This window comes from Aeromonas sp. R2-4 (assembly GCF_040908365.1).
In the GTDB taxonomy this organism is placed as follows: Bacteria; Pseudomonadota; Gammaproteobacteria; order Enterobacterales; family Aeromonadaceae; genus Aeromonas; species Aeromonas veronii.
The window spans coordinates 135,038-155,849 of record NZ_JBFODO010000013.1 but is presented as its reverse complement, the minus strand read 5'-3'; the positions used below and the strand labels follow the sequence as shown (position 1 = coordinate 155,849).

Genomic DNA, 20,812 nt, shown 5'->3' with positions numbered 1-20,812 from the left:
CCAATCACGGGATCAGGCTGATTTGGCCAGCAGTTTATCGAGCCAGCGAGTGGGCAATACCCGTCGCAGGACGGCAAACAGCCGGGTCGGAGTGGTCACCGGATAGCGCGCTTTGGGATGGGCGTGGGTCAGCGCATGGAGCAGCGGCGGGATGCAGGCTTCGCTCGGGAGGGTAAAGCCGCTGGTGACCCCCTCTTTTTCCAGCCGTGTCAGGGTCTGGCGATAGGCCGACTGATGACGGCTCTGGGCCGGATCGATGTGGCGCAAGAAGGCGCTGCGGGCATTGGCACGAAAACTGGTATCGATGGGGCCCGGTTCAATCAGGCTGATATGTACCCCACTACCCGCCAGTTCGAGGCGCAGGGTATCGCTATAACCTTCCAGTGCAAATTTGCTGGCGTTATAGGCGCCGCGATACTTCATGGCAACCAGCCCCAGTACCGAGCTGTTCTGCACTATCCGTCCCTCTTTGGCCTCCAGCATCGGCGGCAGCACCTGACGGATAAGATGGTGCCAGCCAAACAGGTTGGTATTGAATTGTTCCCTGAGCGCCTCGGTGGGCAGATCTTCCAGCGCCCCAGGTTGGCCATAAGCTCCGTTGTTGAACAGGCCATAGAGGCGCCCGCCTGCCAGATGGAGCGCCGCACTGGCTCCCAGCTCGATGGAAGCAGGGTCCGCCAGATCCAGTTGTACTGCCAGCAATCCCTGTTGCTGCAGACGGGCCACATCTTCCGCCTTGCGCGCCGAAGCGATCACGGTAAAACCGTGCTGCCCGAGCGCCTGTGCGGCAGCGAGGCCAATACCGCTGGAACAACCGGTGATCAAAACAAAACGGGGCATGATGGCGTCCTTGTGACTGCTGACAAAAGCGTGCTGGCTGGTGAGCGGATAAACCCCTTATCCGGTTCGCATGTTAGCCTGCCAACCGGCAAAAAGAAAACCGGGCCAAGTGGCCCGGTTTGCTGACATCGTCTTGCCTGATTACATGAAGGTAAGCGGCATGATGATGTGGAACTTGACGTCGTGCTCGGAGGCGAAGATGTTGGGGTAATCGGTCCAACCGCCGCCCTGGCTGATGTCGTTGTTGTAGTCGGTGTAGTGCAGTTTGAACAGGGTGCCTTTCAGCTTGCCATCCTGCACGGTATAGGTGACATCGAAGTTGGCTGCCCATTCGGTATCTTCACCGTTGGCTGCTTTCTTGCCTTGACCGGTTTCGATATCCCAACCGTAAGCACCGGATACACCGACGGACCAGCCAGGCGCACCAACCAGATCATCCAGAGAGCGGGTTACACCGAAGAACAGCGCTTTTTCGTTGTTGGCGTTCCAGTCGGAGCGGGAATCCCACCAAATTTCGTTGGCGCCCTGGGAGTTGGCGTAGCCACGGGTCAGGCGAGGCAGGTAGTTGCCTTCCGCACCTTCAGCCTTGGTCCACAGACCTTCCAGACGGAAGCCGTAAGGGCCCATGCCCCAGGCAGCTGTCAGAGCTTGTTGCCATGCCAGACCGTCATAAGTTTCGATCTGGGAAGCGCCCTTGGTGTAGGTCTCGGTCTCGGAACCGTAGAACTGGTAGCTGGTGGAGAGGCCGCCCAGTACGTCAAACTTGTGAGCCAGTTTGAAGTGGTAGCTATCCATGTAGCCTTCGGACTGACCGAAAGAACCGGTCACTGCAGTGCCATTTTCGAAGGTGTAACGGGCTGCTATACCGTGGATGTAGTCGATGACGTTTTCATCAGCGAACGGATCCATCCACGCTTTGGCACGGGAGAAGACCTGAGTCTCTTTGTACCAGGGGGCCTTGTATTCGTCAGCGATGGCGTAGGTCAGGTAGAGGCCACCGAAGTTACCTTCAACTTGACCACCACGATAGGTACCCGGCTGATAAGACCAGTTAACACCGATTTGGCCAGGGACATACAGCTGGGTATAACCACCCTTGGCAGTGATGCCGCCGTCCAGGAATTTCAGCTTCATCGCTGCGTTGGAGAGGCTGAAACCACCTTCAGGGGAGCCATCTTTGGCGTTGTTGCCCCAAGAACGGCCAGCGAAGGAGAATTCGTTCTCCTGGTTGACCGGGTGATTTTCGGTAACGGCCAGGTCATAGGCACCGAAGCCGCCCAGATCCAGACCTACGGTGTCCCAGGCATAACCGGAGTTGAAGTTAAGAGCGGCTTGAACGGTGGAATGGCTCAGGTTGGACTGGTATTTGCCTTCTTTCTTGGCTGCAGTCGGGTCACCATCGATGCGCTGACGATCACGCTGGAAGTAGAACAGACCGCCGGTCAGTTTGGAGTCTTTAACGAAGGTTTCATAGGACTGGCCGTATTCCGGGCTCATCATATCCTGAGCTGCCAACGCCATACCGGGGGCGACCAGAGCGGCTACCACAGCGGCACTCAAAGCGGCGCGCTTGAAGATCACTTTTTCCATTTTTATTGCTCCTGATTTTATGGACTTAGCTTTTTTTTCCGGCAGTTGGCATCGGGCCTACCGCTCGGTATTGGCATTGCAATCAAAACCCCGAAGGGCAAAAAATCTTGTCTTGGCTACCTGCAAACCCGGATGTCTTGGCACATCTGTAGTTGGCAGTCCTGATCATCACATGTTGTTTTTTTATGTTCCGATTCTTGGCTATCGGACAACCCCAAGAGTACGTTCGCGGTGCGAAATATCAATGAAAAGTTCCCTCAACGTTTCAAAAGTATGACCGAGTGCAAATAATCATGGGCAAGGTCGTAAACAGCCTCATGGCAGGTATTACGGTGATGAGAGCGTTTTCTTGAGGCCGCAGCCAGCGCCAGTGCGGGTTTTCATCCGGTACGGCGGAAGAGGTGTCGGTTAACCTGCCGATAACAGATAATTTTGTGCCACAAAAAAACTTTCCCTCTGGTTGAGGGAAAGTGATCTGGTGGGGAGGCGGGGCGAATAGGGTTCAGCCTTGCTGGCCGAGGATGCGGGGGATCTGCTGCGCCTGATGGTGGATATGGGAGGAGACCTGCACCGAGAGCTGACTCACCTGACGGGCATGCTGATGGATACGGGTGATCAGATCGGCAAAACTGGCCAGTTTGTGCTCCTGACTTTTGGCGTTGTCGGCGCCCTGCAGGGCGATCACTGCGGTGTTGCGGGCGATCTCCCTCACTGCCTGGGTAGTCTGGCGCAGTTGTTCCGCCTGCGCCCGCTGGCGGCTTGATTCGCTGGTGATCCGGTTCAGTACAGTGCCAAGTTGTTCGCCGGATTGGGTCAGGCGCCCCAGAATATCGGTGATCTGGTTGAGGGATTGCTGGGTATTGGCCGAGAGGTGGCGTACTTCATCGGCGACCACCGCAAAGCCGCGTCCCTGTTCCCCTGCGCGGGCCGCTTCGATGGCGGCGTTGAGGGCCAGCAAGTTGGTCTGCTGAGCGATATGACCGATCACATCGACAATGGCCGTCACATCGGCAACCGAGCGGGTGAGGGCTTGCAGCGCCTCATCGCTCTCGTCAATCGCCAGTCCGGTCTGATGAGTAGCGTGTAGCATGCTCCCCACCAGATCTTCACTCTGGCTCATCGCCTGTTCGTTATGGTGGGCATGCTGGGCGATGTCGGCGGCGACCTGATGGACCTCTCCGGCCAGCTGGTTCAGCTCATCCATCATCTGACCGCTCTCGTCGACCACCTGTTCGGTGGTGCGGGTGCTGTGGTGGATCTCGTCAACCTGACTAACCATTCCTTGCAGACTGAGGGATACCGCTGACAGCTGCCCCTCTTTTTGTTGTTGGTCCAGTTGCAGACGACCGATCAGCCGGTTGTAGCTGGCAACGATATCGGCCAGCTCGTTGCGATCGCGCCCGGTAGGCAACGGCTCGGCCTGCCCCGTCTGATCGAGTTGCATAAAAGCTCCGCGCAGTCGCAACAAGGGGGTGAGCAGCCAACGTCGTTGCACCAGCGCAAACAGCAGGGCGACTATCACCAGACAGAGCGCTAGCGTGCCGAGGATGGTGGCCAGCTCCTGATTGACGGCTTGCCGTTCGCGGGCAAGTTGTTCCCCCATCTGTCTGGTCGCTTGCAACATCGCCATGATGTCTTGCTGCACGGTCTGGCGGCCAGCCTGTTGCTGTTGTAGCGCCGTGCGGCTGTTGGCCAGCTCCTGCGGATAGCGGCCCAGCAGCGAGCGTAATTCGCTGCGCGGTTGCTCTCCCAGCTCCTTGCGCACCGGCTCCCTCAGCGTGAACTCATCGGCGGGCGCCTCTTCATACAGGCCGAGCAGCGGCAAGGCTTGCAGCGCTTGCGCCTGTTTTTGCAGTGCCTCCAGCTCGAAGCGGATCCCTTCGAGCAGCTTTTCATTGCCCTGCTCCATATAGCTTTGGCGCAAATGGGCGAGGCGCGGCAGGCCCGCCAGGATCTCGGCTGCGCTGCTGCGATATTGCTGTGCTGCGGCAGATTGTTCCGTGCTGGCACCTTGCTCCCCATAGCGGATCAGCGCCATGGCCTGGCTGCCCAGCTCACTCTCCGCATTTTGCAGCAGCAGCTGGCTGTTGCCCGAGAGCTTGCCTGCGGCCTGATAGTCGTGCGCGATGCGCTGCGCCATCTGTTCGAGTTGCTGTCTGAGCGGGGCCGCCACGGCATCATCCTGAGCGGCCAGTGAGGAGAGTGCTTGCTGGCGGATCTTCTCCGCAGCTGTTAGTTGTTGCGGATCGCCGCTGTTGAGGTAGTCACGCAGACTGTTTTGCAGGGTCACTGTCACCAGTTGTTGCAGCGTCTCGTGCTGATGCTGTGCCTGATTGGTATGTGCAAGCTGTTGCCAGCCGTGGTAGAGGGCCAGCGCCTGTCCTCCCGCAACCAGTAGCAAAACAAGGGAGGATAGGGTGGCGTAATGGGCGATTTTCACGGGGTAATTCCTGTCAGCACAGACCATGGGGGAGCGTGGCCCGAGCCTAAACAGGGATGATGGCGTTTTTATGACAGCATGGTCAGGTGGCCCTATTTTACCGACTTAACTGGCTGGGGATGCTTGAGCGCTGTTGTGTTGGCCCAGCATACCGAGCAGGGCGCCTCCCATAATAAGTGCCCCGGCCAGCAGATGGCGAGAGGTCAGTTCCTCTCCGTTCAATGTCACTAACAGCAAAGTACTCAGCAGAGGGGTCAGGTAGGCAAGGGCACCGATCCGGCGTGGATCGCCGTCTCGCAGTGCCAGATACCAGGTCACAAAGGCCGCCCCCATGGGCCCCAGCGCCAGCCCGATGATCAGCCACCAGTCACTGGTGGGGATCTGCGCGAGCGGCAGGGGCCCCTCCAGCAGACGGGCAAGCAGCAGCGCCAGCAAACCTGCGGGCAGGCAGGCTGCCGCAGTGACCACGGCGGGGGCTGGCGGCAGACGGCGTGATAGCACCGAATAGGCCCCCCAGACGACAGCTGCACCGAGCGCCAACAGGTATCCCGGCAGATAGGTCTGTTGCAGTTGCAGCTCGCCATTGACCATCACCAGCATGGAGCCCGCCAGACCAAAGGCGCCAGCCAGCAGGTGATGGGCATGGAGTGGATGGCCGGGCAACAACAGCGGGGTGAACAGAATGATGCAGAGCGGCCAGAGGTAGTTGATGAGGTTGGCCTCCAGCACCGGGGCATGGCGAAAGCTCATAAAGAGCAGCAGATGGTAGAGCAGCAATGCCGTAACCGTCACCAGCCAGGTAATAGGACGAGCGCGCCATTGGTGCCAAAACGGCAAGGCCCCGACCCCGCAGAAAAACAGCACCAGTCCTACCAGCACCAGTGGTGACACGCTGGTGACCCGTGACGTCAGCGCCGCCAGTGAAGCCCACAGCACAATGGTCAGCAGTGCAAAACCGGTGGATCTATCCCACCAAGAACATCCGGACATCCAACACTCCTTTGCAAGATGAAACAGGGCTTGGCCTCAAAGACAAGCCGAAGAGAAGCAGTCTATCAGAGAGCGCATGCTCTGAACGCAGAAAGGAGAGGGTCATTACGGTTGGATGGTCGGATTCATTGTCGCCAAAAACGACCAAGGGGTTGGCATCGTGATGATGCCAACCCCTTGTTTTATATGGCGCTCCCGACTGGAGTCGAACCAGTGGCCTGTCCCTTAGGAGTCCAGAATTCATTAGTTTCATATAGAATCAGTTGGTTTTATACTAAATGTTTTTTGATTAAAAACAGTTGTTTACATAATATGTCTGTACCAAGTGGTTTCATAAAGTCTCACTCCAATGCACTGCGCTGGAGGGGTACGGGGAGGGGTACGGATGGCGATAAGTAAAGACTTGGAGATCTCGTCACTCAAGCCAGTTGAAGGGGTTAAAGTGAAACGCTATGCGATTCAATCGAGGCATGGTGGTGGGCTCAAAATAGAAATCCGTGAAAGTGGCCTCAAGCGTTTTGTATATCGCTTCAAGATTGGTGGTAGTGAAGGCGAATTGTTGCTGGGGAGTTATCCTGCCCTGACTCTGGCTAAAGCCAGAGAGGAGCATGGGAAAGCGGTGCTGCTTGTGAAGCGGGGCATTGATCCCGCCAAGTTTGCGGCGCAAGAAAAGGCTAAAAATGAAACGGCCCTGACGATGGATGAGCTGCTTGGACGATGGCTCGATGCACAGCGTGTTGCTCAGGTCGTCAAACCCAAAACCCTCCAATGCCATCAGGATCGTTGGAATCGTCATCTCAAGAAGACCCTAGGTAACATTCGCTTAATCGATCTGACTCGTGCCCACTTGGCACAAGCGTTAGAGATAACCAGGCGTGCAACAAAAGACGAAACCCGTAAAGGGTTGGGAACGCTGAACCAAATGTTGGATTATGCAGTGGTTCACTGTCTGCTTGAGGCCAACCCTGCGAGACTGTTGCGGCCAAAAGATTTTGGTGCCAGTGCTGGCTCGCCAAGAGAGCGATGGTTGACCGTTCCCGAATTGCGCAGGTTATGGAAGGCGATAGATGAGGATCTTGGGAGTGGTGGTAGCTTGGCGGTCGGAGGGCGTGGTGTTTCTCGCCATGCAACGATTTCTATACCTGCTGCGAATGCGATTAAGTTATTGATACTGACCGGATGTCGTAGAGGCGAAGTCGCTAATATGCGTTTTTCACAGATAAAAGATGATATATGGACTATTCCTGAAACAAAAAATGGTAGAGCTCATACTGTCTTTATTTCCCCTCAGGCGAAATCGGTCATTGAAGAGCAGGCGCAGTATGCCAATGGTGATTTCTTATTCGAATCTGATCGTCCAAAAACAGATGAAATCGAGCCAATTTTAGTTGATTCCATTACTCGGGCTCTAAGGCGATTCATCGCACGATGTTTACCTGATATTGACCCATTTACTGTCCATGATTTGCGGCGTAGTGCGGCTACTAACTGGGCAGAAAGGCTAGATTTTGAGGAAAGAGTTATTGAGCTTTGCTTGAATCACACCCCCATTAACAAACTTATTAGAACTTATCACCGTTCACGTCATACCGAGAAAACCCGACTTGTCTGGATTAATTGGGGCCGCCTGGTTGCCGATGAGGTGATGCAAGATCCTGTTACTGAAACAGCATATAATAACGTTGTGAAGGTGAGTTTTAATAGAAAGTAAATGTGACTATAATTCTTGTTAGTAATGGACTGAGTTATTAAATAATTCAGTCCAATTTATTTATATTGCACACCGTTTTGCGTATGCCTCTCTAATCAACTCTTCTATGATGGTATTTTTATTTTGTTTTCTATTTGGCTTAGTTTTTCAATCATATCACCTATATCTTTACTCATGTTAATGCTGTATTGTTTCTTTTCTATATTTTTATCACGATATACTTTTTGGCTCCATGCTTTCTTGACGTTGGAAACTAAAAATTTATATCTATCAATATTAGTGATGATTAATACATCAAAAAAGGAAATAAGATCATCTTTTTGAGCTGATGAACCATTTAAAACCAATGACACATAATCTATGTTTTTATACTCAAGATATTTGTGTAGCCATGCAACCTTCTCCGTTTTTTGTTTATTAATCCATGTTGTAATCTCAGTGTTATTCATTATTGACTCAGAAAAATCAGATATATAAAGGACTAGTTCTTCTTTTTTAGTCTTATTGCAAGGTAGTCTGTTTATAGTTGAAACTATATCAAGGGTGCTTATATTGCTTTTCAATTTTTTATTCGTGTTGGTATGTGTTTTTATATTGTCATTAACTAATGATGAGTAAAGGTTTATGTTTATAGTTTTAGCTAGAAATTGGTCACTGCCATCTATTTGTACATGTAGATGACTCATTAGCCTCCATATGAAGTGATGTAGTCTCGTATTTTTATTATCTAGCCAGTCGAAGCTTTTATCTGTAAGGCATTTTGCATCAAACTCGCCTGCCAAAGTGTCTATCCACCTTTCAAGTCCAAATTGTCTTTCATCTCTAGGATTATATTTGCGCATAAATGCGTGAGCGTTAGGCGTGGCGCATGAATTTTCTAGATGTTTTATCAACAAAGAAATAGGTGGTATGTCTGTTGCTGAACCACCATTAATTTTACATGTGCAATGCCAAAGATAATCTACAAAAAAAGGATTGTCTAATTTCTTGTTAAATTGCACCTTTACGCTATTGTCATGAATTGACACAATGATTTTCCTTAATCTACATTGTAGTGTTTTGTGTTGATTTATGGTTGCATTTAGTGTGTGTTTTTTTTGTGGTGTTTTTCAAGCTTTTGTTGTTGCTGGTGTTGGCGTTTGTACATGTAAATGCATGCCTAATGCTCTGTAATATAACCTACTCAGTGGCGTTGAAGCACTTTGGGTGAGCTAATGATTGTTTCTTCTGCATAGATAATCGCATTAGGGGGCGATGTGAGAAGCGATAAACGTAATTATTAACATCGTTGGTTCAGCTATGGACAAATAGCCGGATCCAAAAAATGAAACTGATCAAACTCAAAGATGTCACGGAAATGACGACGCTATCCAAAGCGACAATTTATCGTTTGATGAGCAAAGGGGAGTTCCCTGGTGTCGTTCGTTTAGGGCCTAGAGCGGTCGCTTGGATGCAGAGTGAAGTAATAAAATGGATTGATTCGAAGGCATCCGCTAGGTAGGAGAGGGCAAGCTAAGTTCAGAGTAACTTTCTTGCCTTAACATCCGGTGCTGTTGGGGTTTTATTTAAAATAATCACGTGTTCCCCGGTGATTTAGGAGGTCGCTAAGTTCGGTAATAGTAATATATACACTAAGGTGTATACCAAGGTAGAGGGGGTAGGATATATATCGAAGGAGAGAGTGATACACCATCAGAGTGTATCACAGGGTATACCAATCAGATATGCATCAGGCTTGTACCTCAGATACAAGCCATTAGCCGTATACATCGGCATAGCGCAGCATATGCAAAGCACAGAGTGCTAAATGCAGGTTGGTATATCAACCTAGTTGTTTGATAAGAGAGCAAGGTATCAGTTGGCTGTAAAGTTTTACGTAGCAATCCTCATTAATGACGATTAGTGCAGTTACTTGAGTATCTAACCCCAAGGCATGGATATTCCATTCGAACAATCGGACCGTATATGAAATTTGAAGCCGGGTATTACTTAATGCCCAACGAGTTAAAAAATTTGCGAGTTGTGGTTGAGGCCAAATATGGTGAAATATCTTTTGAGCAGTTGAAAACATCCGTGGAGGTAATCACCAACTTTTTGAATAAACATCCACGAGTATTTGCTGTACGCGTTGATCTGCGTTTCCCTCATATACCAGTTATGGATGATCCGGACATGCCGACAGGCTTTCCACCGGAGGTAGAAGAGGAAGAGGTTATTACGCGCTTTTTTGCTTCACTAAAAAGCCAGATACAGGCGTTACGTCACCGTAAGGGTCAGACTGGCAAACCATTCTTTTTGGGTTATATCTGGGTAAAGGAGCAAGTAACAAGCCAGCACCCTCATTATCACGTGGTGCTACTGTTTAACCGAGATGACTACGGTCATCTTGGTGATTACTCTAATTTCGATGCGGATAACATGGCTACACGCATCCGTAAAGCTTGGTGTAGTGCATTGAGGCTCGCATACCCTGATTATGCGTCTTTGGTACATTTCCCTGATGACGCAGAGTATCGATTTGATCGCCGAGATGCTGATCTACACAATGAGAAATTTTATAACTTCTTGGAGAGGACTGCGTATTTATTTAAATTACGTACGAAAGTACGAAACAGCCGTAATTTTGGGCGTAGTCAACTGATAAGGTAATGTTTACACTTAATTCATGGGCTCTAGCGGGGATGCTTGGCCATTCAAATTCAATTTGGGAGTTTCTACTCCCGGATCGGTTAAGCTAATTCCTCATTTATTATCGCATCAGTTGGGGTAACCCATGGCAGCCTATTCCCCTTCCTTCACCCATGACCCATGCCATGTTGAGTCGAGTGGCGGAGATCGCTGAGTTGGTGGGGCAGTGGCGGTTTGCTCAGAGCTCCCAGGTTCCTATGCTGCGTCGAGAGAACCGGATTCACACCATCCAAGCCTCCTTGGCTATAGAGAAAATACTCTGAGTGTTGAGCAGGTGACGGCAGTGATTGAGGGGAAGACGGTGCTTGGGCTTCCACGGGAAATCCAAGAGGTCCGTAATGCGTTTGCGGCCTATGAAGCAATGCCTGATTGGGATCCGGCTTCCGCTGATGATCTACTCGGTGCTCACGGACTCCTGATGCGTGGACTCTGCGATGATGCGGGTCACTGGCGTAGCGGTGGCGTAGGTATCTATCGAGGTGAGGTGTTGGTTCGTATGGCTCCCCCCTGCGAACCAGGTCCCTCGTCTGATGGGACATCTATTGACTTGGCTGGCTGAGACCGAGGCTCATCCGCTGATCGCTTCCTGTGCCTTGCATTATGAGTTGGAGTTTATTCACCCCTTTGCGGATGGAAATGGTCGGATGGGACGTTTATGGCAGACGGTGATCTTGAGTCGCTGGCAGCCTGTGATGGCCTTCTTACCAGTGGAGACGGTCATTAAGGCACGGCAAGCTCACTAATATCAGCAGCTAAGTCAGGCTGATCGTCGCAGTGATTGTACCGAGTTTATGCTCTTTTTACTGGAAGCGCTGCGCGATGCGCTGGCCCAGGCGATTGCGATTCAACCAGCAGCAGTATCACCTCATCAGGAGAAAATGCGGGTAGAAATGAAGGTTGAAACGGAGGTAGAAAAACGGTTGAAAACACCGCAGGCCATCTTGGCGGAACTGGCGGCTGAGCCGACCATAACGCTCAAGCAAGTCGCAGAGCGGATTGGCAAGTCGACCAGTACAGTGGAGAGAGCTGTGGCCGTGCTGGTCAAAGACGGACGATTACGTTTTGTTGGACCGCGCAAGAGTGGGCGTTGGGAGGTATTGGATCCTGACGCGTAACCATCTAGCCCCGCAGCTAACCGACTCAGGACTACCTCGCCACCGGCAGGTCCTCCCAGCGTGTGGTGTAACAGGGGCTCAGGTGCTCTTGTCGCATCATCCACTCAGGCGACCCCGCACCTTGGCTGGCAAAGCCTACGCGCCCCAATCCCTTGGCTTTGATCTGGTCCATCACTGCCATCAGTGCGTCCGATTGAGCGGAGGACGGGGCAAACAGATCGGCCTGTTGCTGCCCCTTGGGGGTGAACTCACTCAGCATGACACCTCCCTTCTGATAGCGGTAACCGTCGCGCCAAATCTGCGGTAGCAGCACGTTCACTTGCTGCAGCAACAACCGGGTATCATCGCTAGGGCAGACCAGCCGGACGCCAGCCTGCTCACTGTAGTAAGGGGCTCGTTCGTCAAAGGGGCTGGTTCGCACGAACAGGTGCACCCGCTGGCAACACATCCCCTCGGCCCGCAGCTTCTCGGCTGCGCGAGCCATAAAGCCTGACAACGCTTGGGCCATTTCTCCACGGTCAGTCACGCGCTCCCCAAAGGAACGGCTCGAGAGGATCTGCTGCTTCGCCGCCGGTTCAACGGTCAGCTCTGCGCAAGGCAGGCCACGCAGCTCCTGTACGATCCGCTCGACCACCACGCCGTATTGAGCGCGTAACCCTTTGGCGTCGCTAGCCACCAGGTCAGCCACGGTGTTGATGCCTTGAGCCACCAACTTGGCCCCCAAGCGCCGCCCTATGCCCCACACCTCATCCACCGGGGTGATAGCCATCAGCCGTGCGCGGCGCAGCTCGTCACGCAAGTCCACGACGCCACCAGTGGCTGGCCACTTCTTGGCTGCATAGTTGGCCAGCTTGGCGAGGGTCTTGGTGGGGCCAATCCCAACCCCTACCGTTAGGCCGGTCCACTGCCACACTCGCTGCCGGATCTGTTGCCCATAGGCTGTCAGGTCCCCGGCAAACGACTCTGACAGAGACAGAAATGCTTCATCGATGGAGTACACCTCCAGCTCGGGGGCCATGGTCTCCAACGTGCTCATCACCCGGCCAGACATATCGCCATAGAGCGCGTAGTTGGAGCTGAACGCCACACCGCCATTCGCCTCGAACTGCTCGCGGATCTTGAAGTAGGGCCCGGCCATCTTGATGCCCATCGCCTTTGCCTCGGGGCTGCGCGACACCACGCATCCATCGTTGTTGGAGAGTACCACGATCGGGCGGCCACGCAGCTCAGGGCGAAACAGCCGCTCACAGCTGGCGTAGAAGTTGTTTACATCAACAAGCGCTATGGCCATTACGCTGCCTCAGATTGCCAATCACATGGGTGAACACCCCGAACAGCTCCAGGGAGAGACTCATGAAAGGGTCGATAGGCGCGAACGCCGGATTGGCTGGCAACAGCCGCAGCCTCGGCTTGAGTTGTAAGGTCTTGACCGTGAAGCTGCCATCGAGTAGTGCAATCACCACATCACCATGGCGCCTACAAATAACAAAGAGGTCAGTATGAGTCACAATCTGTGTGCCCTACCGAAAGAGCAGCAAGAACGGGTCGAGGTCGAGAAGGCCGCCGCATATGCGGTATGGAAGGAGCGCAACGGCCAGCTGGCCGTGGTCGTGAGTGAGCCAAAACCACGCCAAGAGAGAGTTCGGGAGCGGGGGGTGTGGTAAAAGTGGGAGGTTGAGCCAACTTCTGCCTGAAAATGTGACATGTGAATTTATACACCCCTTAAAAGGATCATGGTTCCTCTGTATGATGGTTCCACAAGACGCTTATCGTATGTTCGTCAATGGGTTAGAGCGATAAGTCGCCATCTATAAATTATGAGGTTCATATGCTCAACGAACAGGTATTTCTCAAGGAAAGTCTTCCCCGTCTCCAGGTGCTCTGGTCTGCCCACGAGTTCCCTACTGAGGAGCTGGCGGCATTGGAGGTCGAGTTAAACCAGTTTTCGGTTCGCCTTCCCCTTATAGGCTCATTCAGCGCTGGCAAGTCCTCTCTTATCAACTTCTTGCTGGGTGATAGCCTGCTATCGGTCGCGGTCAATCCGGAGACCTGTCTGCCGACCGAGCTTCGCCATGCGGAGTCTGAAGCCATCACGCTGCATCATTCCAATAGGTCAGATGTCTGTCTTGATCGCGAAGCCCTTAAAGTGCAGGCGTTTGGCGAGATCACTGCCAGCAGTTGGGTAGAGGTCGCCACACCCTCACCAGTACTTGCCAAGCTGGGGGGAATGACCCTGGTTGATATGCCGGGTTGGGAGTCCGGTATTGAGCAACATTCCAATGCTATCGACAACTATCTTGAGCGCAGCTCTGCCTATTGCGTCGTGGTCAGTGTCGATGAGGGGGGACTCAAAGACAGCCTTAAAAAGATCATCGAAGAGCTGGCCATTTATAAGAAGCCGATGATGTTGATTCTGACCAAATGCGATAAGAAGACGCCGGAAGATGTTGCCAGCGTACTGGCTCAGGTACAGGGTGAGATCGAATCCATTACCGGCATACCTCTGCTCTCGGTCAGCAAAGCTCAACGCAAACAGCCACAGGAGTGGGCCAATGCGTTACAAGAGATCATTCCTCTTAACCAGCAATTTTTCCATCAACGTGTCGGCAGCCAATTTGAGCGACATCTTGAAACCTTGATGACCCATCTGAACAAGCTGTTCAACAGCGAGAACTTCACCATCGAGCAGATTAAGGGCAAGCAGGCACAACTCCATCAGGATAAGGAGCGTCTCCAGCAGGATCTCCAACAGACCCAACAGCAGTTGCAGTCCCAGGTCATCACCTTAGCGGCGTTTGTTTGCGATCAGTTTGCTAGCCGGCTCAACTCGCAACTCGACACCCTGGCAGGCCATCTGCTCCACCACGGGGATATCAATGGCGTGGTAGGGACTGCGCTACGCATGGCTTATGCCACTGGCGTGGAGGAGCGGCTCAAACCGCTTATCAGCAGCAAGCTGAGTCAGCTTGAGCGCCTGACGGAGGGAGAATTCGGTGAGCTGAGTTTTGACCATAACTTCCAGCTCAATAGTGTGAATGGCGGTTTGCTCAAGGATGTGATCGGCAATCTATTGCCACTGGTCATGGCAGCATTGACCCGTATTCCGGCACTGATGATCTTTGCCCCAATCCTCAAAACCATCCTGGGTTCGCTGTTTGATAATGCCGCCAAAGAGGTGGCGAGACGGGAACAGCGGGAAGAAGTGCGTCAATATGTGCTCCGCAACTTGATCCCTGATTGCCTTGCTCAGGTTAAAGATCCAATTGAGCAGGCGCTGGCGAAGGGCATTGAGCAGGTGATCTCCACGGTCAAGGGAGAAGCCGAGCGCGAGTTGCGCAATTTTCAGCAGTCCCTGGCGCAATTGGCCGAGCAACTGGCTAGCGAGCAGGCCAACGATAATGCCAACAAGGCCCGTTTGCAGCAAGAGCATGCCGAGCTGGCTGCTCTGTTAACCAAGGTGGAAGCGTTTGGTCATGAGTGATAACACTAGGTTGTTGCTCGATGAGCAAACCCTTCGCGAGCGCTATGCCCTGCTTTGCCAGGTCTGTGACGCCGCCCCCCAGGGAGCGGAGCTGCAGTTGGAAGGGCAGTTGCAGTGCCTTGAGCAATTGATCGAGCATGAGCTGCCAGCGCTGGCTCGCAGGGGAAGCCCGGACAATTTTGCCGATCTGCTCCATGCCCTTCGCCAAGAGATGGTGCGTTTTCGGGAGTTTTGTGAGTACCCCGAACTCCCCAGCAAGGTGGTGGTCGGGCTGGGCGGGAGTTTCAGTGCCGGCAAGTCGTCGCTGATCAATGCGCTGATAGGTGATCGCAAGTGTCTGGCGACTGAGCTGACCCCGACCACCTCGCTGCCTACCTATCTGGTGCAGGGGCTGGGGGAAGAGGTTGGGGTGCATGCCATTAATCATTTCAACCGCAAGGTCTCCCTCACTTATGCCCAGTTTCGTACCATCACTCATGATGAAAAGGAGCTGTATGGTAGTCAGGTGAGCACTCTGCTCAAGTCGGTGGTAGTCGCTCACCCAGCACTGCCGTGGGCCAATCTGACCCTGTTAGATACGCCGGGTTACAGCAAGGCGGATGAGGCGAGTGGCGAACGGACGGATTCTAATGTAGCCAGAACCCAGCTCAGCAGTGCCCAGTTTATCCTCTGGCTGGTGCCGGCCGACAAGGGCACCATCACCGAGGAGGATATTGCGTTCCTCGCCTCTCTCGATCGCGCCATTCCTAAGCTGATCGTGGTGAGCCGCGCCGACAAGCACCCGCCGGAAGAGATTGCCAATATAGTGCAGTTGGTGAGGGAAACGCTGGCCAAACGCGGTCTGTCGGTACTCGATGTGCTCCCATTCTCGACCCGTCCCCGTACCGGCTTCAATGCGGGGCCACTGATGGACTACTTTGCTCAATGGAATGAGGCGAGCCGGGAGCTGGGTTTTGCCAAGCAGTTCAAGCGCCAGTTTATGGGCTATCAACGTTTTATTGACGAGGAACGTCAGGAGGCGCAGCGGCTGCTGGCTAAGTTCAACCGCATCCTCGCCCTGAGCGATGATGGCGACGTGCAGGTCGATATCGACAGTGTGCAGCGCAATTGCAAGGGCGAGCTCGAACAGTTGGAGCAACTGGCGCAGACACTGGCCGATCTTCAGGACCGCTTCTTTACCCAACTTAAACAGATAGGGGATAGGGTCGGCATTGCGCTGCCGGAGCCGGATGCCCTAAGTCTGCTGGATCTTGGCTCTATTCAGCTCTCGGATATGCTCTGGCAATTGATGAGGGAGTGGGATATTCCTGCGACAGAATGGGATTCCTTATTCTGGCTGCCGCTAACTCGTAAGCAACCTTTGGAGCATCGTGATCATCTGTTACGCCGAAATAAGCACGCTGCCAAGCAGTGGCTGTTCCTAATTCAAGATATGCCTCTAGCACGACGTGAATATTTGCTGTGCCGTGATAGCCCCCTTGCTACTACCTTACAGGTGCTGCAAGCCTGACGCACTCCAGAAGGAATTGATTAAATGAATAAACTATTACAGATGTTGGATAGGGTCCGACCTGAGATTGATCCCCTAGATGAGCATTATTTATCGAACGAAACGCCCTTGGCGCGAGATCGTTATCTCACCTTGCTGGCGGCCAATTTGTTAGAGGTAGGAGCATTGAGTGAGGCTCGCAGCCGCTTGTTCGATATGCTGATCACCTCTATGGAGACCGATCATTCGGCCAGCTTCTATATGCAGCAAGCCAATGCCCTGGAGCATAACGAGCTCAAAGAAATTCTGCTTTATTTAAGAGAGGACAAAGAAAGGACCAAAGCTTATCTATTCGATCTACTGGTGCTGCTGCGTATTGATAGCCCTCTCGATTCTACCAAAATTACACTTATAGAACAACAGTTTACAGTTTTAGGGGTTACTGAGCGTGAAGCAAAAAACCTCGTGTTTTGGTTCGATTACTTAACTCAAGGGAAACCCCTATCAATATATGAAACCAATGTTGACTTGCATGAAATAGTTTACGCAGAATGTGTTCTTAAATCTGATAGAGATATTCTTAGCAATTTTAATTGCATCTCTTTTTCGCTTAAACCAGGTAAGATTTATAATGAAAATGAGTTTTACACGGGTGGTTCAATATCTAGTTACTTTTCAGATGCTGGCATCAGTTACAATTATTATTACTGTGTGAATAAAGTGAGGTTTCCACGAGGTCTGTTAGTAAGCATATATGCTCCAATAAAAAATTTCTCTAGTAAACTTTGGTCTTTTGGGGGAAAGGCTCCGGCGTTGTGTATGATCCCATATCCAAATGGCTTATCAACTTGGCGTAGGTTTTTTGATAGTGAAGAAATATAATAGCTATTGTGCTGTGACTATATTAACACTTGCAAGTGTTGTCACACATATTTATTAAGTCTTAGATGCACAGGATACTTTTGAATAGATGGAAACATTTAAATTTCTTTCCCATCAGAAATCCATATTAGCCCGCTTTGAACAAGAACAAGAAGGGTTAAAAGGCATTTACACCGATTATCAGAGCAAGCTCTCCCGTTGGCAGATGCAGGAGCAGACCCTCAATATTGGTATTATGGGACAGGTCAAGGCGGGCAAGAGTACTTTTCTTAACGCTCTGCTGTTTGATGGTCGCCCGATCCTGCCTGAGGCAGCCACACCCAAGACAGCGAATCTGACCAAGGTGGTCTATGGCGAGCGTTACAGCCTGCAGGTGGAATATTACAGCCAGCAGGAGTGGAACGAGATTGTGAGCCAGGCCAATCAAGCAGGGGAAGGGGACAAGAGCAAGGTCGCCCGTGAGCTGGTGGCCATGGGGCAGGCATCCGGGATTGATCTGACGCAGCACTGGCAAAGAATGGGTGGCGAAGAACATTGTGAGACCTTCTATGCCGACGATCTGGCGGGGTTGCAGGGACTGCTTAATCAGTATGCCGGTAACAATGGTCGTTACACCGCTCTGGTCAAGTCCACCATGCTGACCCTGCCCGATGAGCAGCTCAAAGGGTTTGAGGTGGTCGATACTCCGGGCTTGAACGATCCGGTGCAAAGTCGTTCCCAGAAGACCCGCGACTATATGGCCAACTGTGATGTGGTCTTCTTTCTATCCCGCTGCAGCCAGTTCCTCGACAAGTCGGATGTGGGACTACTAGGCGAACAACTGCCGGGCAAGGGGGTGAAGCGGCTAGTGTTGGTTGCGGGGCAGTTTGATTCGGCCATCCTCGATGATGGTTACGATCGCAGCTCGCTGGATGAAACCGACAACAATATCCGCCGTCGACTGCAGCGGGGGGCTGCGGAGACAGTGACCGAACTGGTAACAAAGAGCCGCGAGCGGGGGCAAGATGCGCGCGCCAAGGTGCTGGAGCAATTAGCACTGCCGGTGTTTGCCAGCACCTTTGCCTACGGTTTCGCCACTTGGCCTGAGGTACGTTGGGGTGACAGCATGCGCCATACCCACAGAAAGTTGCAGGAGATGGCCGAGGAGTGCTGGGATGAGCCCATCACAACCGAACAATGGCAACGCCTGGCGAACTTCGATGCGCTGAAAGCGGCCTATCAACAGGCACGCTGTGATCGCCTGCCGCTGCTGGAGCTGCAACGGCAGGGTTTTGAACAAGAGATACAAGAGCGCCTTATCGAGTGGCGCAATGGTTTTGCCGAGCGGATCAAGCAGCGTATCCACCTGCTTAAGACCCAGGATCTGCAGTCGCTGGCACTGCAGCAGCAAAACTGCGATCAGCGACTTTCGGCCATCGCCGATGAGCTTAAAGCCATTGTCGAAAGTGTGACAGCAAGGGCGCGCAAGGATAGCGGGGAAATGCTGTCGCAATTGGCCCGTGATCGCGGTCGCTTCAGAAATATCCAGACTCGCAGCGGCACCAAAGAGGTGACCAGATCATACAAGGTTAGCGATTCGACCTGGTATAAACCCTGGACTTGGGGTAGCACCAGAACCGAGTACTATACCGACACTGTTAGCTATGACTATCTCAATGCGGCCGATGCCATAGAACAGGTGCGTGACTTCGGTGCTCAGTGTGCTGATCAGATGCGAAGTCATATCAACCGTCTCATCTCCCCACACGAGCTTAAAAGTAGTTTGCGCAAGGCTCTGCTCAAGCATCTGGATACCAAGAGCGATCACTTCGATCCCGCGCTGTTCAGGAGCACCCTGGAGGGGGCCATCAATCGCCTGTCGATGCCGACCCTGAGGCTCTCGCTTGGGGATGCCACCTCGATCATTCCCTTCTCGGGTCAGATCAAGGAACGTGACGAGATGGAGAGGCTTCGCCGCTATCTGGACGAAGCGTTGGGAAATGTCTTTGACCGATTGGAAAAACAGTTGGATAAGGGGATCAATCAGGTGCTGGCTCAGTTGGAAGCGTTGCAGACCTCTCTTAAGGAGGAGCTGACCCGGGATCTTCGGTCAGAACTGGATCAAGTACGCCAAGGCTTGCAGCACAAGGAGCAGGAGTTGGCCGATTATGATGAATTGCTGACTCGACTCAGCACAATCTAAATCCTATAACCTGAATGAAGAGACTCCCGGCAGTGCCGGGAGTCTCTCTATCTCAACATTTTTAGTTATGGAGCCATGCGCCCTTTGCATTTTTAAATTTGCAAATCCGCGCTCTTGAGCTTGAAGGTACATCCTTGCTGAATTAGCTCCTCCCGGTTGGCCAGCACCAGCGGGTATAGCAGGGGATGCTGCTGGTGTTCGCCGTTATAGCTCACCTGCATCCGTTCCAATGCGTAATGAACCAAGGGGATCCGTTGGCGGATCAACAGCTGGCTCCCGGTCATGGCATAGTCTCTGGCAATGATGGCCTGCTGTCCCTCGCTGAGCCCAGGATTGGGAACGACTATGGCGGTCACTTGGGAGTTCCACTCCAGATCCTGATCCCGGCCGTGGGGGGAGGCATCCAGCAGATCCGGTTCCCCGCGAAAACGACTCATCACAAAATCCAGATATTCCCCTTTCTTCTCGCAGTAGGCACGTACGTGCCAGCGGATCCCGTCATAGACCAGAGTGTGAGGCACGATATTGCGGCCACTCTGCTCCTCTGAGCTGAGGGATACGTAATCGACATCGACCCGCAGTTGGCCGCGCGCCGCTTGCACCAAGCCGCGCACGATTTTCGGGTCGATATGGCGGTTTGGCACATCCAGGATCTCGATATGGCCGTAGCGCAGATCCATCAGCGGCAGGGTCAACAGCCCCGCGTCATGTTGGCGTTGGTGCTGCTTTTCACGGTGTAGCAGCATCAGGTACTCGTCCACCTTGCCTTCGCTAAAGCGCGGGACAAAGTGCTCTGTGGGTTTGTATCCTTTCAGGCTTCTGTCATAGACCAACCCTTCCGGTGAGTAGTGGATCAGGTAGTGGTTGATATCCCGCGAGGCCTGTTGGCGACCGATATTGAAGGCGGTCATCAAATGATTGGTGGTCAGCCGTCCCTCCCACTGTAATACGATTTCCAGCAGACGAAAGCGCAGGGTTTGATCCCAGGTGAGCTCTTTGGGTGACATACGTGCTCCAAAATGCGACATGTTTATGTAACCAGTATCGGCATGAGTATACAGGCTACATATAATGAGTCCATCGAAATGAGCGCCAAAGGAACATGTCATGAACGGGAGGCTGGATAGTGCGTACAGCCATCACGCCGCGTGCCGGATGCAGCAGTGCGGTATTGCACCCGAGCTGGTGGATATGCTGCTGAACATCGGACGCTCTGCTTATCACCAGGGGCGCGAACTGGTTTATCTCGACCGCAAAGGATTGGCGATGTTGCAAACCGGAGGCGGATTGCCCGCGGAATGTTGCCAGCGGCTGCGCCGTCACTATCTGGTTCTGCAAGACGGTGAGATTGTCACCGTTTGTCATAAAACCACCCACTTCAAACGCGATCGTCACTGAGGCGCT

General features: G+C 52.7%; 19 protein-coding genes. 11 read left to right on the top strand and 8 right to left on the bottom strand.

The window, feature by feature from the left end; genetic code table 11:
• Positions 1-12 precede the first annotated feature (12 nt).
• The 4 genes from AB5Z05_RS06075 to AB5Z05_RS06060 all read right to left on the bottom strand — a co-directional run bounded on the left by AB5Z05_RS06075 (position 13) and on the right by AB5Z05_RS06060 (position 5,860).
• On the bottom strand, positions 13-840 hold the full coding sequence (locus tag AB5Z05_RS06075; protein ID WP_368150547.1) for an SDR family oxidoreductase: 828 nt from the start codon (positions 838-840) through the stop codon (positions 13-15).
• A gap of 141 nt (positions 841-981) precedes the next feature.
• Positions 982-2,430, bottom strand: a complete 1,449-nt coding sequence (locus AB5Z05_RS06070) for an OprD family outer membrane porin (protein WP_005338723.1) — start codon at positions 2,428-2,430, stop codon at positions 982-984.
• A gap of 502 nt (positions 2,431-2,932) precedes the next feature.
• Positions 2,933-4,870 (bottom strand): methyl-accepting chemotaxis protein, encoded by a 1,938-nt coding sequence (locus AB5Z05_RS06065; RefSeq protein WP_368150545.1) that lies wholly within the window; start codon positions 4,868-4,870, stop codon positions 2,933-2,935.
• 105 nt (positions 4,871-4,975) lie between these two features.
• Entirely contained in the window at positions 4,976-5,860 is an 885-nt protein-coding gene (locus tag AB5Z05_RS06060; protein ID WP_368150542.1) for a DMT family transporter, read from the bottom strand.
• 385 nt (positions 5,861-6,245) lie between these two features.
• On the opposite strand from AB5Z05_RS06060, the gene AB5Z05_RS06055 reads away from it, so the two are divergent.
• Complete coding sequence (locus tag AB5Z05_RS06055; protein WP_368150540.1) at positions 6,246-7,571, top strand: tyrosine-type recombinase/integrase; 1,326 nt, start codon at positions 6,246-6,248, stop codon at positions 7,569-7,571.
• A 104-nt stretch (positions 7,572-7,675) separates the two neighbouring features.
• On the opposite strand, the gene AB5Z05_RS06050 is transcribed toward AB5Z05_RS06055, so the two are convergent.
• Positions 7,676-8,599 (bottom strand): hypothetical protein, encoded by a 924-nt coding sequence (locus tag AB5Z05_RS06050; protein WP_368150538.1) that lies wholly within the window; start codon positions 8,597-8,599, stop codon positions 7,676-7,678.
• 296 nt (positions 8,600-8,895) lie between these two features.
• On the opposite strand from AB5Z05_RS06050, the gene AB5Z05_RS06045 reads away from it, so the two are divergent.
• From AB5Z05_RS06045 to AB5Z05_RS06030, 4 genes are all read left to right on the top strand, one after another.
• Positions 8,896-9,072, top strand: a complete 177-nt coding sequence (locus AB5Z05_RS06045; RefSeq protein ID WP_368150535.1) for a helix-turn-helix transcriptional regulator — start codon at positions 8,896-8,898, stop codon at positions 9,070-9,072.
• Positions 9,073-9,536: 464 nt separating this feature from the next.
• Positions 9,537-10,220: an inovirus Gp2 family protein gene (locus tag AB5Z05_RS06040; RefSeq protein WP_368150532.1), complete on the top strand. Its 684-nt coding sequence runs from the start codon at positions 9,537-9,539 to the stop codon at positions 10,218-10,220.
• Between the two features lie 569 nt (positions 10,221-10,789).
• On the top strand, positions 10,790-11,002 hold the full coding sequence (locus AB5Z05_RS06035) for a Fic family protein (RefSeq protein ID WP_368150530.1): 213 nt from the start codon (positions 10,790-10,792) through the stop codon (positions 11,000-11,002).
• A gap of 48 nt (positions 11,003-11,050) precedes the next feature.
• On the top strand, positions 11,051-11,374 hold the full coding sequence (locus AB5Z05_RS06030; protein WP_368150528.1) for a winged helix-turn-helix transcriptional regulator: 324 nt from the start codon (positions 11,051-11,053) through the stop codon (positions 11,372-11,374).
• Between the two features lie 31 nt (positions 11,375-11,405).
• Here the strand turns inward: AB5Z05_RS06030 and umuC are convergent, their stop codons facing one another.
• Together umuC and AB5Z05_RS06020 are read right to left on the bottom strand one after the other, a co-directional pair.
• Positions 11,406-12,665, bottom strand: coding sequence for a translesion error-prone DNA polymerase V subunit UmuC (gene umuC / locus AB5Z05_RS06025; protein WP_368150526.1), 1,260 nt, complete (start codon positions 12,663-12,665; stop codon positions 11,406-11,408).
• On the bottom strand, positions 12,646-12,837 hold the full coding sequence (locus tag AB5Z05_RS06020; protein WP_368150524.1) for a hypothetical protein: 192 nt from the start codon (positions 12,835-12,837) through the stop codon (positions 12,646-12,648). Before AB5Z05_RS06020 ends, umuC begins: the two co-directional genes overlap by 20 nt.
• Before the next feature lie 36 nt (positions 12,838-12,873).
• Here AB5Z05_RS06020 and AB5Z05_RS06015 point away from each other — a divergent pair, with 36 nt between their 5' ends.
• The 5 genes from AB5Z05_RS06015 to AB5Z05_RS05995 all read left to right on the top strand — a co-directional run bounded on the left by AB5Z05_RS06015 (position 12,874) and on the right by AB5Z05_RS05995 (position 19,408).
• The gene (locus AB5Z05_RS06015) at positions 12,874-13,038 is read left to right on the top strand and encodes a DUF3283 family protein (protein ID WP_368150522.1); all 165 of its coding nucleotides are present in this window, start codon (positions 12,874-12,876) and stop codon (positions 13,036-13,038) included.
• Positions 13,039-13,202: 164 nt separating this feature from the next.
• Positions 13,203-14,855 (top strand): dynamin family protein, encoded by a 1,653-nt coding sequence (locus AB5Z05_RS06010; RefSeq protein WP_368150520.1) that lies wholly within the window; start codon positions 13,203-13,205, stop codon positions 14,853-14,855.
• Complete coding sequence (locus AB5Z05_RS06005; protein WP_368150518.1) at positions 14,848-16,365, top strand: dynamin family protein; 1,518 nt, start codon at positions 14,848-14,850, stop codon at positions 16,363-16,365. Before AB5Z05_RS06010 ends, AB5Z05_RS06005 begins: the two co-directional genes overlap by 8 nt.
• Before the next feature lie 24 nt (positions 16,366-16,389).
• A complete protein-coding gene (locus AB5Z05_RS06000; protein ID WP_368150516.1) occupies positions 16,390-17,226 on the top strand; it encodes a hypothetical protein in 837 nt (278 codons plus the stop codon).
• An 88-nt stretch (positions 17,227-17,314) separates the two neighbouring features.
• Entirely contained in the window at positions 17,315-19,408 is a 2,094-nt protein-coding gene (locus AB5Z05_RS05995) for a dynamin family protein (protein WP_095593107.1), read from the top strand.
• 92 nt (positions 19,409-19,500) lie between these two features.
• On the opposite strand, the gene AB5Z05_RS05990 is transcribed toward AB5Z05_RS05995, so the two are convergent.
• The gene (locus AB5Z05_RS05990) at positions 19,501-20,415 is read right to left on the bottom strand and encodes a WYL domain-containing protein (RefSeq protein WP_095593106.1); all 915 of its coding nucleotides are present in this window, start codon (positions 20,413-20,415) and stop codon (positions 19,501-19,503) included.
• Between the two features lie 100 nt (positions 20,416-20,515).
• Between AB5Z05_RS05990 and AB5Z05_RS05985 the strand changes: the two genes are divergently transcribed.
• Complete coding sequence (locus tag AB5Z05_RS05985) at positions 20,516-20,806, top strand: DUF4258 domain-containing protein (RefSeq protein ID WP_095593105.1); 291 nt, start codon at positions 20,516-20,518, stop codon at positions 20,804-20,806.
• Positions 20,807-20,812 lie beyond the last annotated feature (6 nt).

What these genes read in the sequence shown, in the direction of transcription:
- AB5Z05_RS06000 (WP_368150516.1), top strand. Translation starts at nt 16,390, where the DNA reads ATGAATAAACTATTACAGATGTTGGATAGGGTCCGACCTGAGATTGAT.
- AB5Z05_RS06060 (WP_368150542.1), bottom strand. Translation starts at nt 5,860, where the DNA reads ATGTCCGGATGTTCTTGGTGGGATAGATCCACCGGTTTTGCACTGCTG.
- AB5Z05_RS05990 (WP_095593106.1), bottom strand. Translation starts at nt 20,415, where the DNA reads ATGTCACCCAAAGAGCTCACCTGGGATCAAACCCTGCGCTTTCGTCTG.
- AB5Z05_RS05985 (WP_095593105.1), top strand. Translation starts at nt 20,516, where the DNA reads ATGAACGGGAGGCTGGATAGTGCGTACAGCCATCACGCCGCGTGCCGG.
- AB5Z05_RS06075 (WP_368150547.1), bottom strand. Translation starts at nt 840, where the DNA reads ATGCCCCGTTTTGTTTTGATCACCGGTTGTTCCAGCGGTATTGGCCTC.
- AB5Z05_RS06015 (WP_368150522.1), top strand. Translation starts at nt 12,874, where the DNA reads ATGAGTCACAATCTGTGTGCCCTACCGAAAGAGCAGCAAGAACGGGTC.
- AB5Z05_RS06045 (WP_368150535.1), top strand. Translation starts at nt 8,896, where the DNA reads ATGAAACTGATCAAACTCAAAGATGTCACGGAAATGACGACGCTATCC.
- AB5Z05_RS06055 (WP_368150540.1), top strand. Translation starts at nt 6,246, where the DNA reads ATGGCGATAAGTAAAGACTTGGAGATCTCGTCACTCAAGCCAGTTGAA.
- AB5Z05_RS06010 (WP_368150520.1), top strand. Translation starts at nt 13,203, where the DNA reads ATGCTCAACGAACAGGTATTTCTCAAGGAAAGTCTTCCCCGTCTCCAG.
- AB5Z05_RS06070 (WP_005338723.1), bottom strand. Translation starts at nt 2,430, where the DNA reads ATGGAAAAAGTGATCTTCAAGCGCGCCGCTTTGAGTGCCGCTGTGGTA.
- AB5Z05_RS06030 (WP_368150528.1), top strand. Translation starts at nt 11,051, where the DNA reads ATGCTCTTTTTACTGGAAGCGCTGCGCGATGCGCTGGCCCAGGCGATT.
- umuC (WP_368150526.1), bottom strand. Translation starts at nt 12,665, where the DNA reads ATGGCCATAGCGCTTGTTGATGTAAACAACTTCTACGCCAGCTGTGAG.
- AB5Z05_RS06005 (WP_368150518.1), top strand. Translation starts at nt 14,848, where the DNA reads ATGAGTGATAACACTAGGTTGTTGCTCGATGAGCAAACCCTTCGCGAG.
- AB5Z05_RS06040 (WP_368150532.1), top strand. Translation starts at nt 9,537, where the DNA reads ATGAAATTTGAAGCCGGGTATTACTTAATGCCCAACGAGTTAAAAAAT.
- AB5Z05_RS05995 (WP_095593107.1), top strand. Translation starts at nt 17,315, where the DNA reads ATGGAAACATTTAAATTTCTTTCCCATCAGAAATCCATATTAGCCCGC.
- AB5Z05_RS06035 (WP_368150530.1), top strand. Translation starts at nt 10,790, where the DNA reads ATGGGACATCTATTGACTTGGCTGGCTGAGACCGAGGCTCATCCGCTG.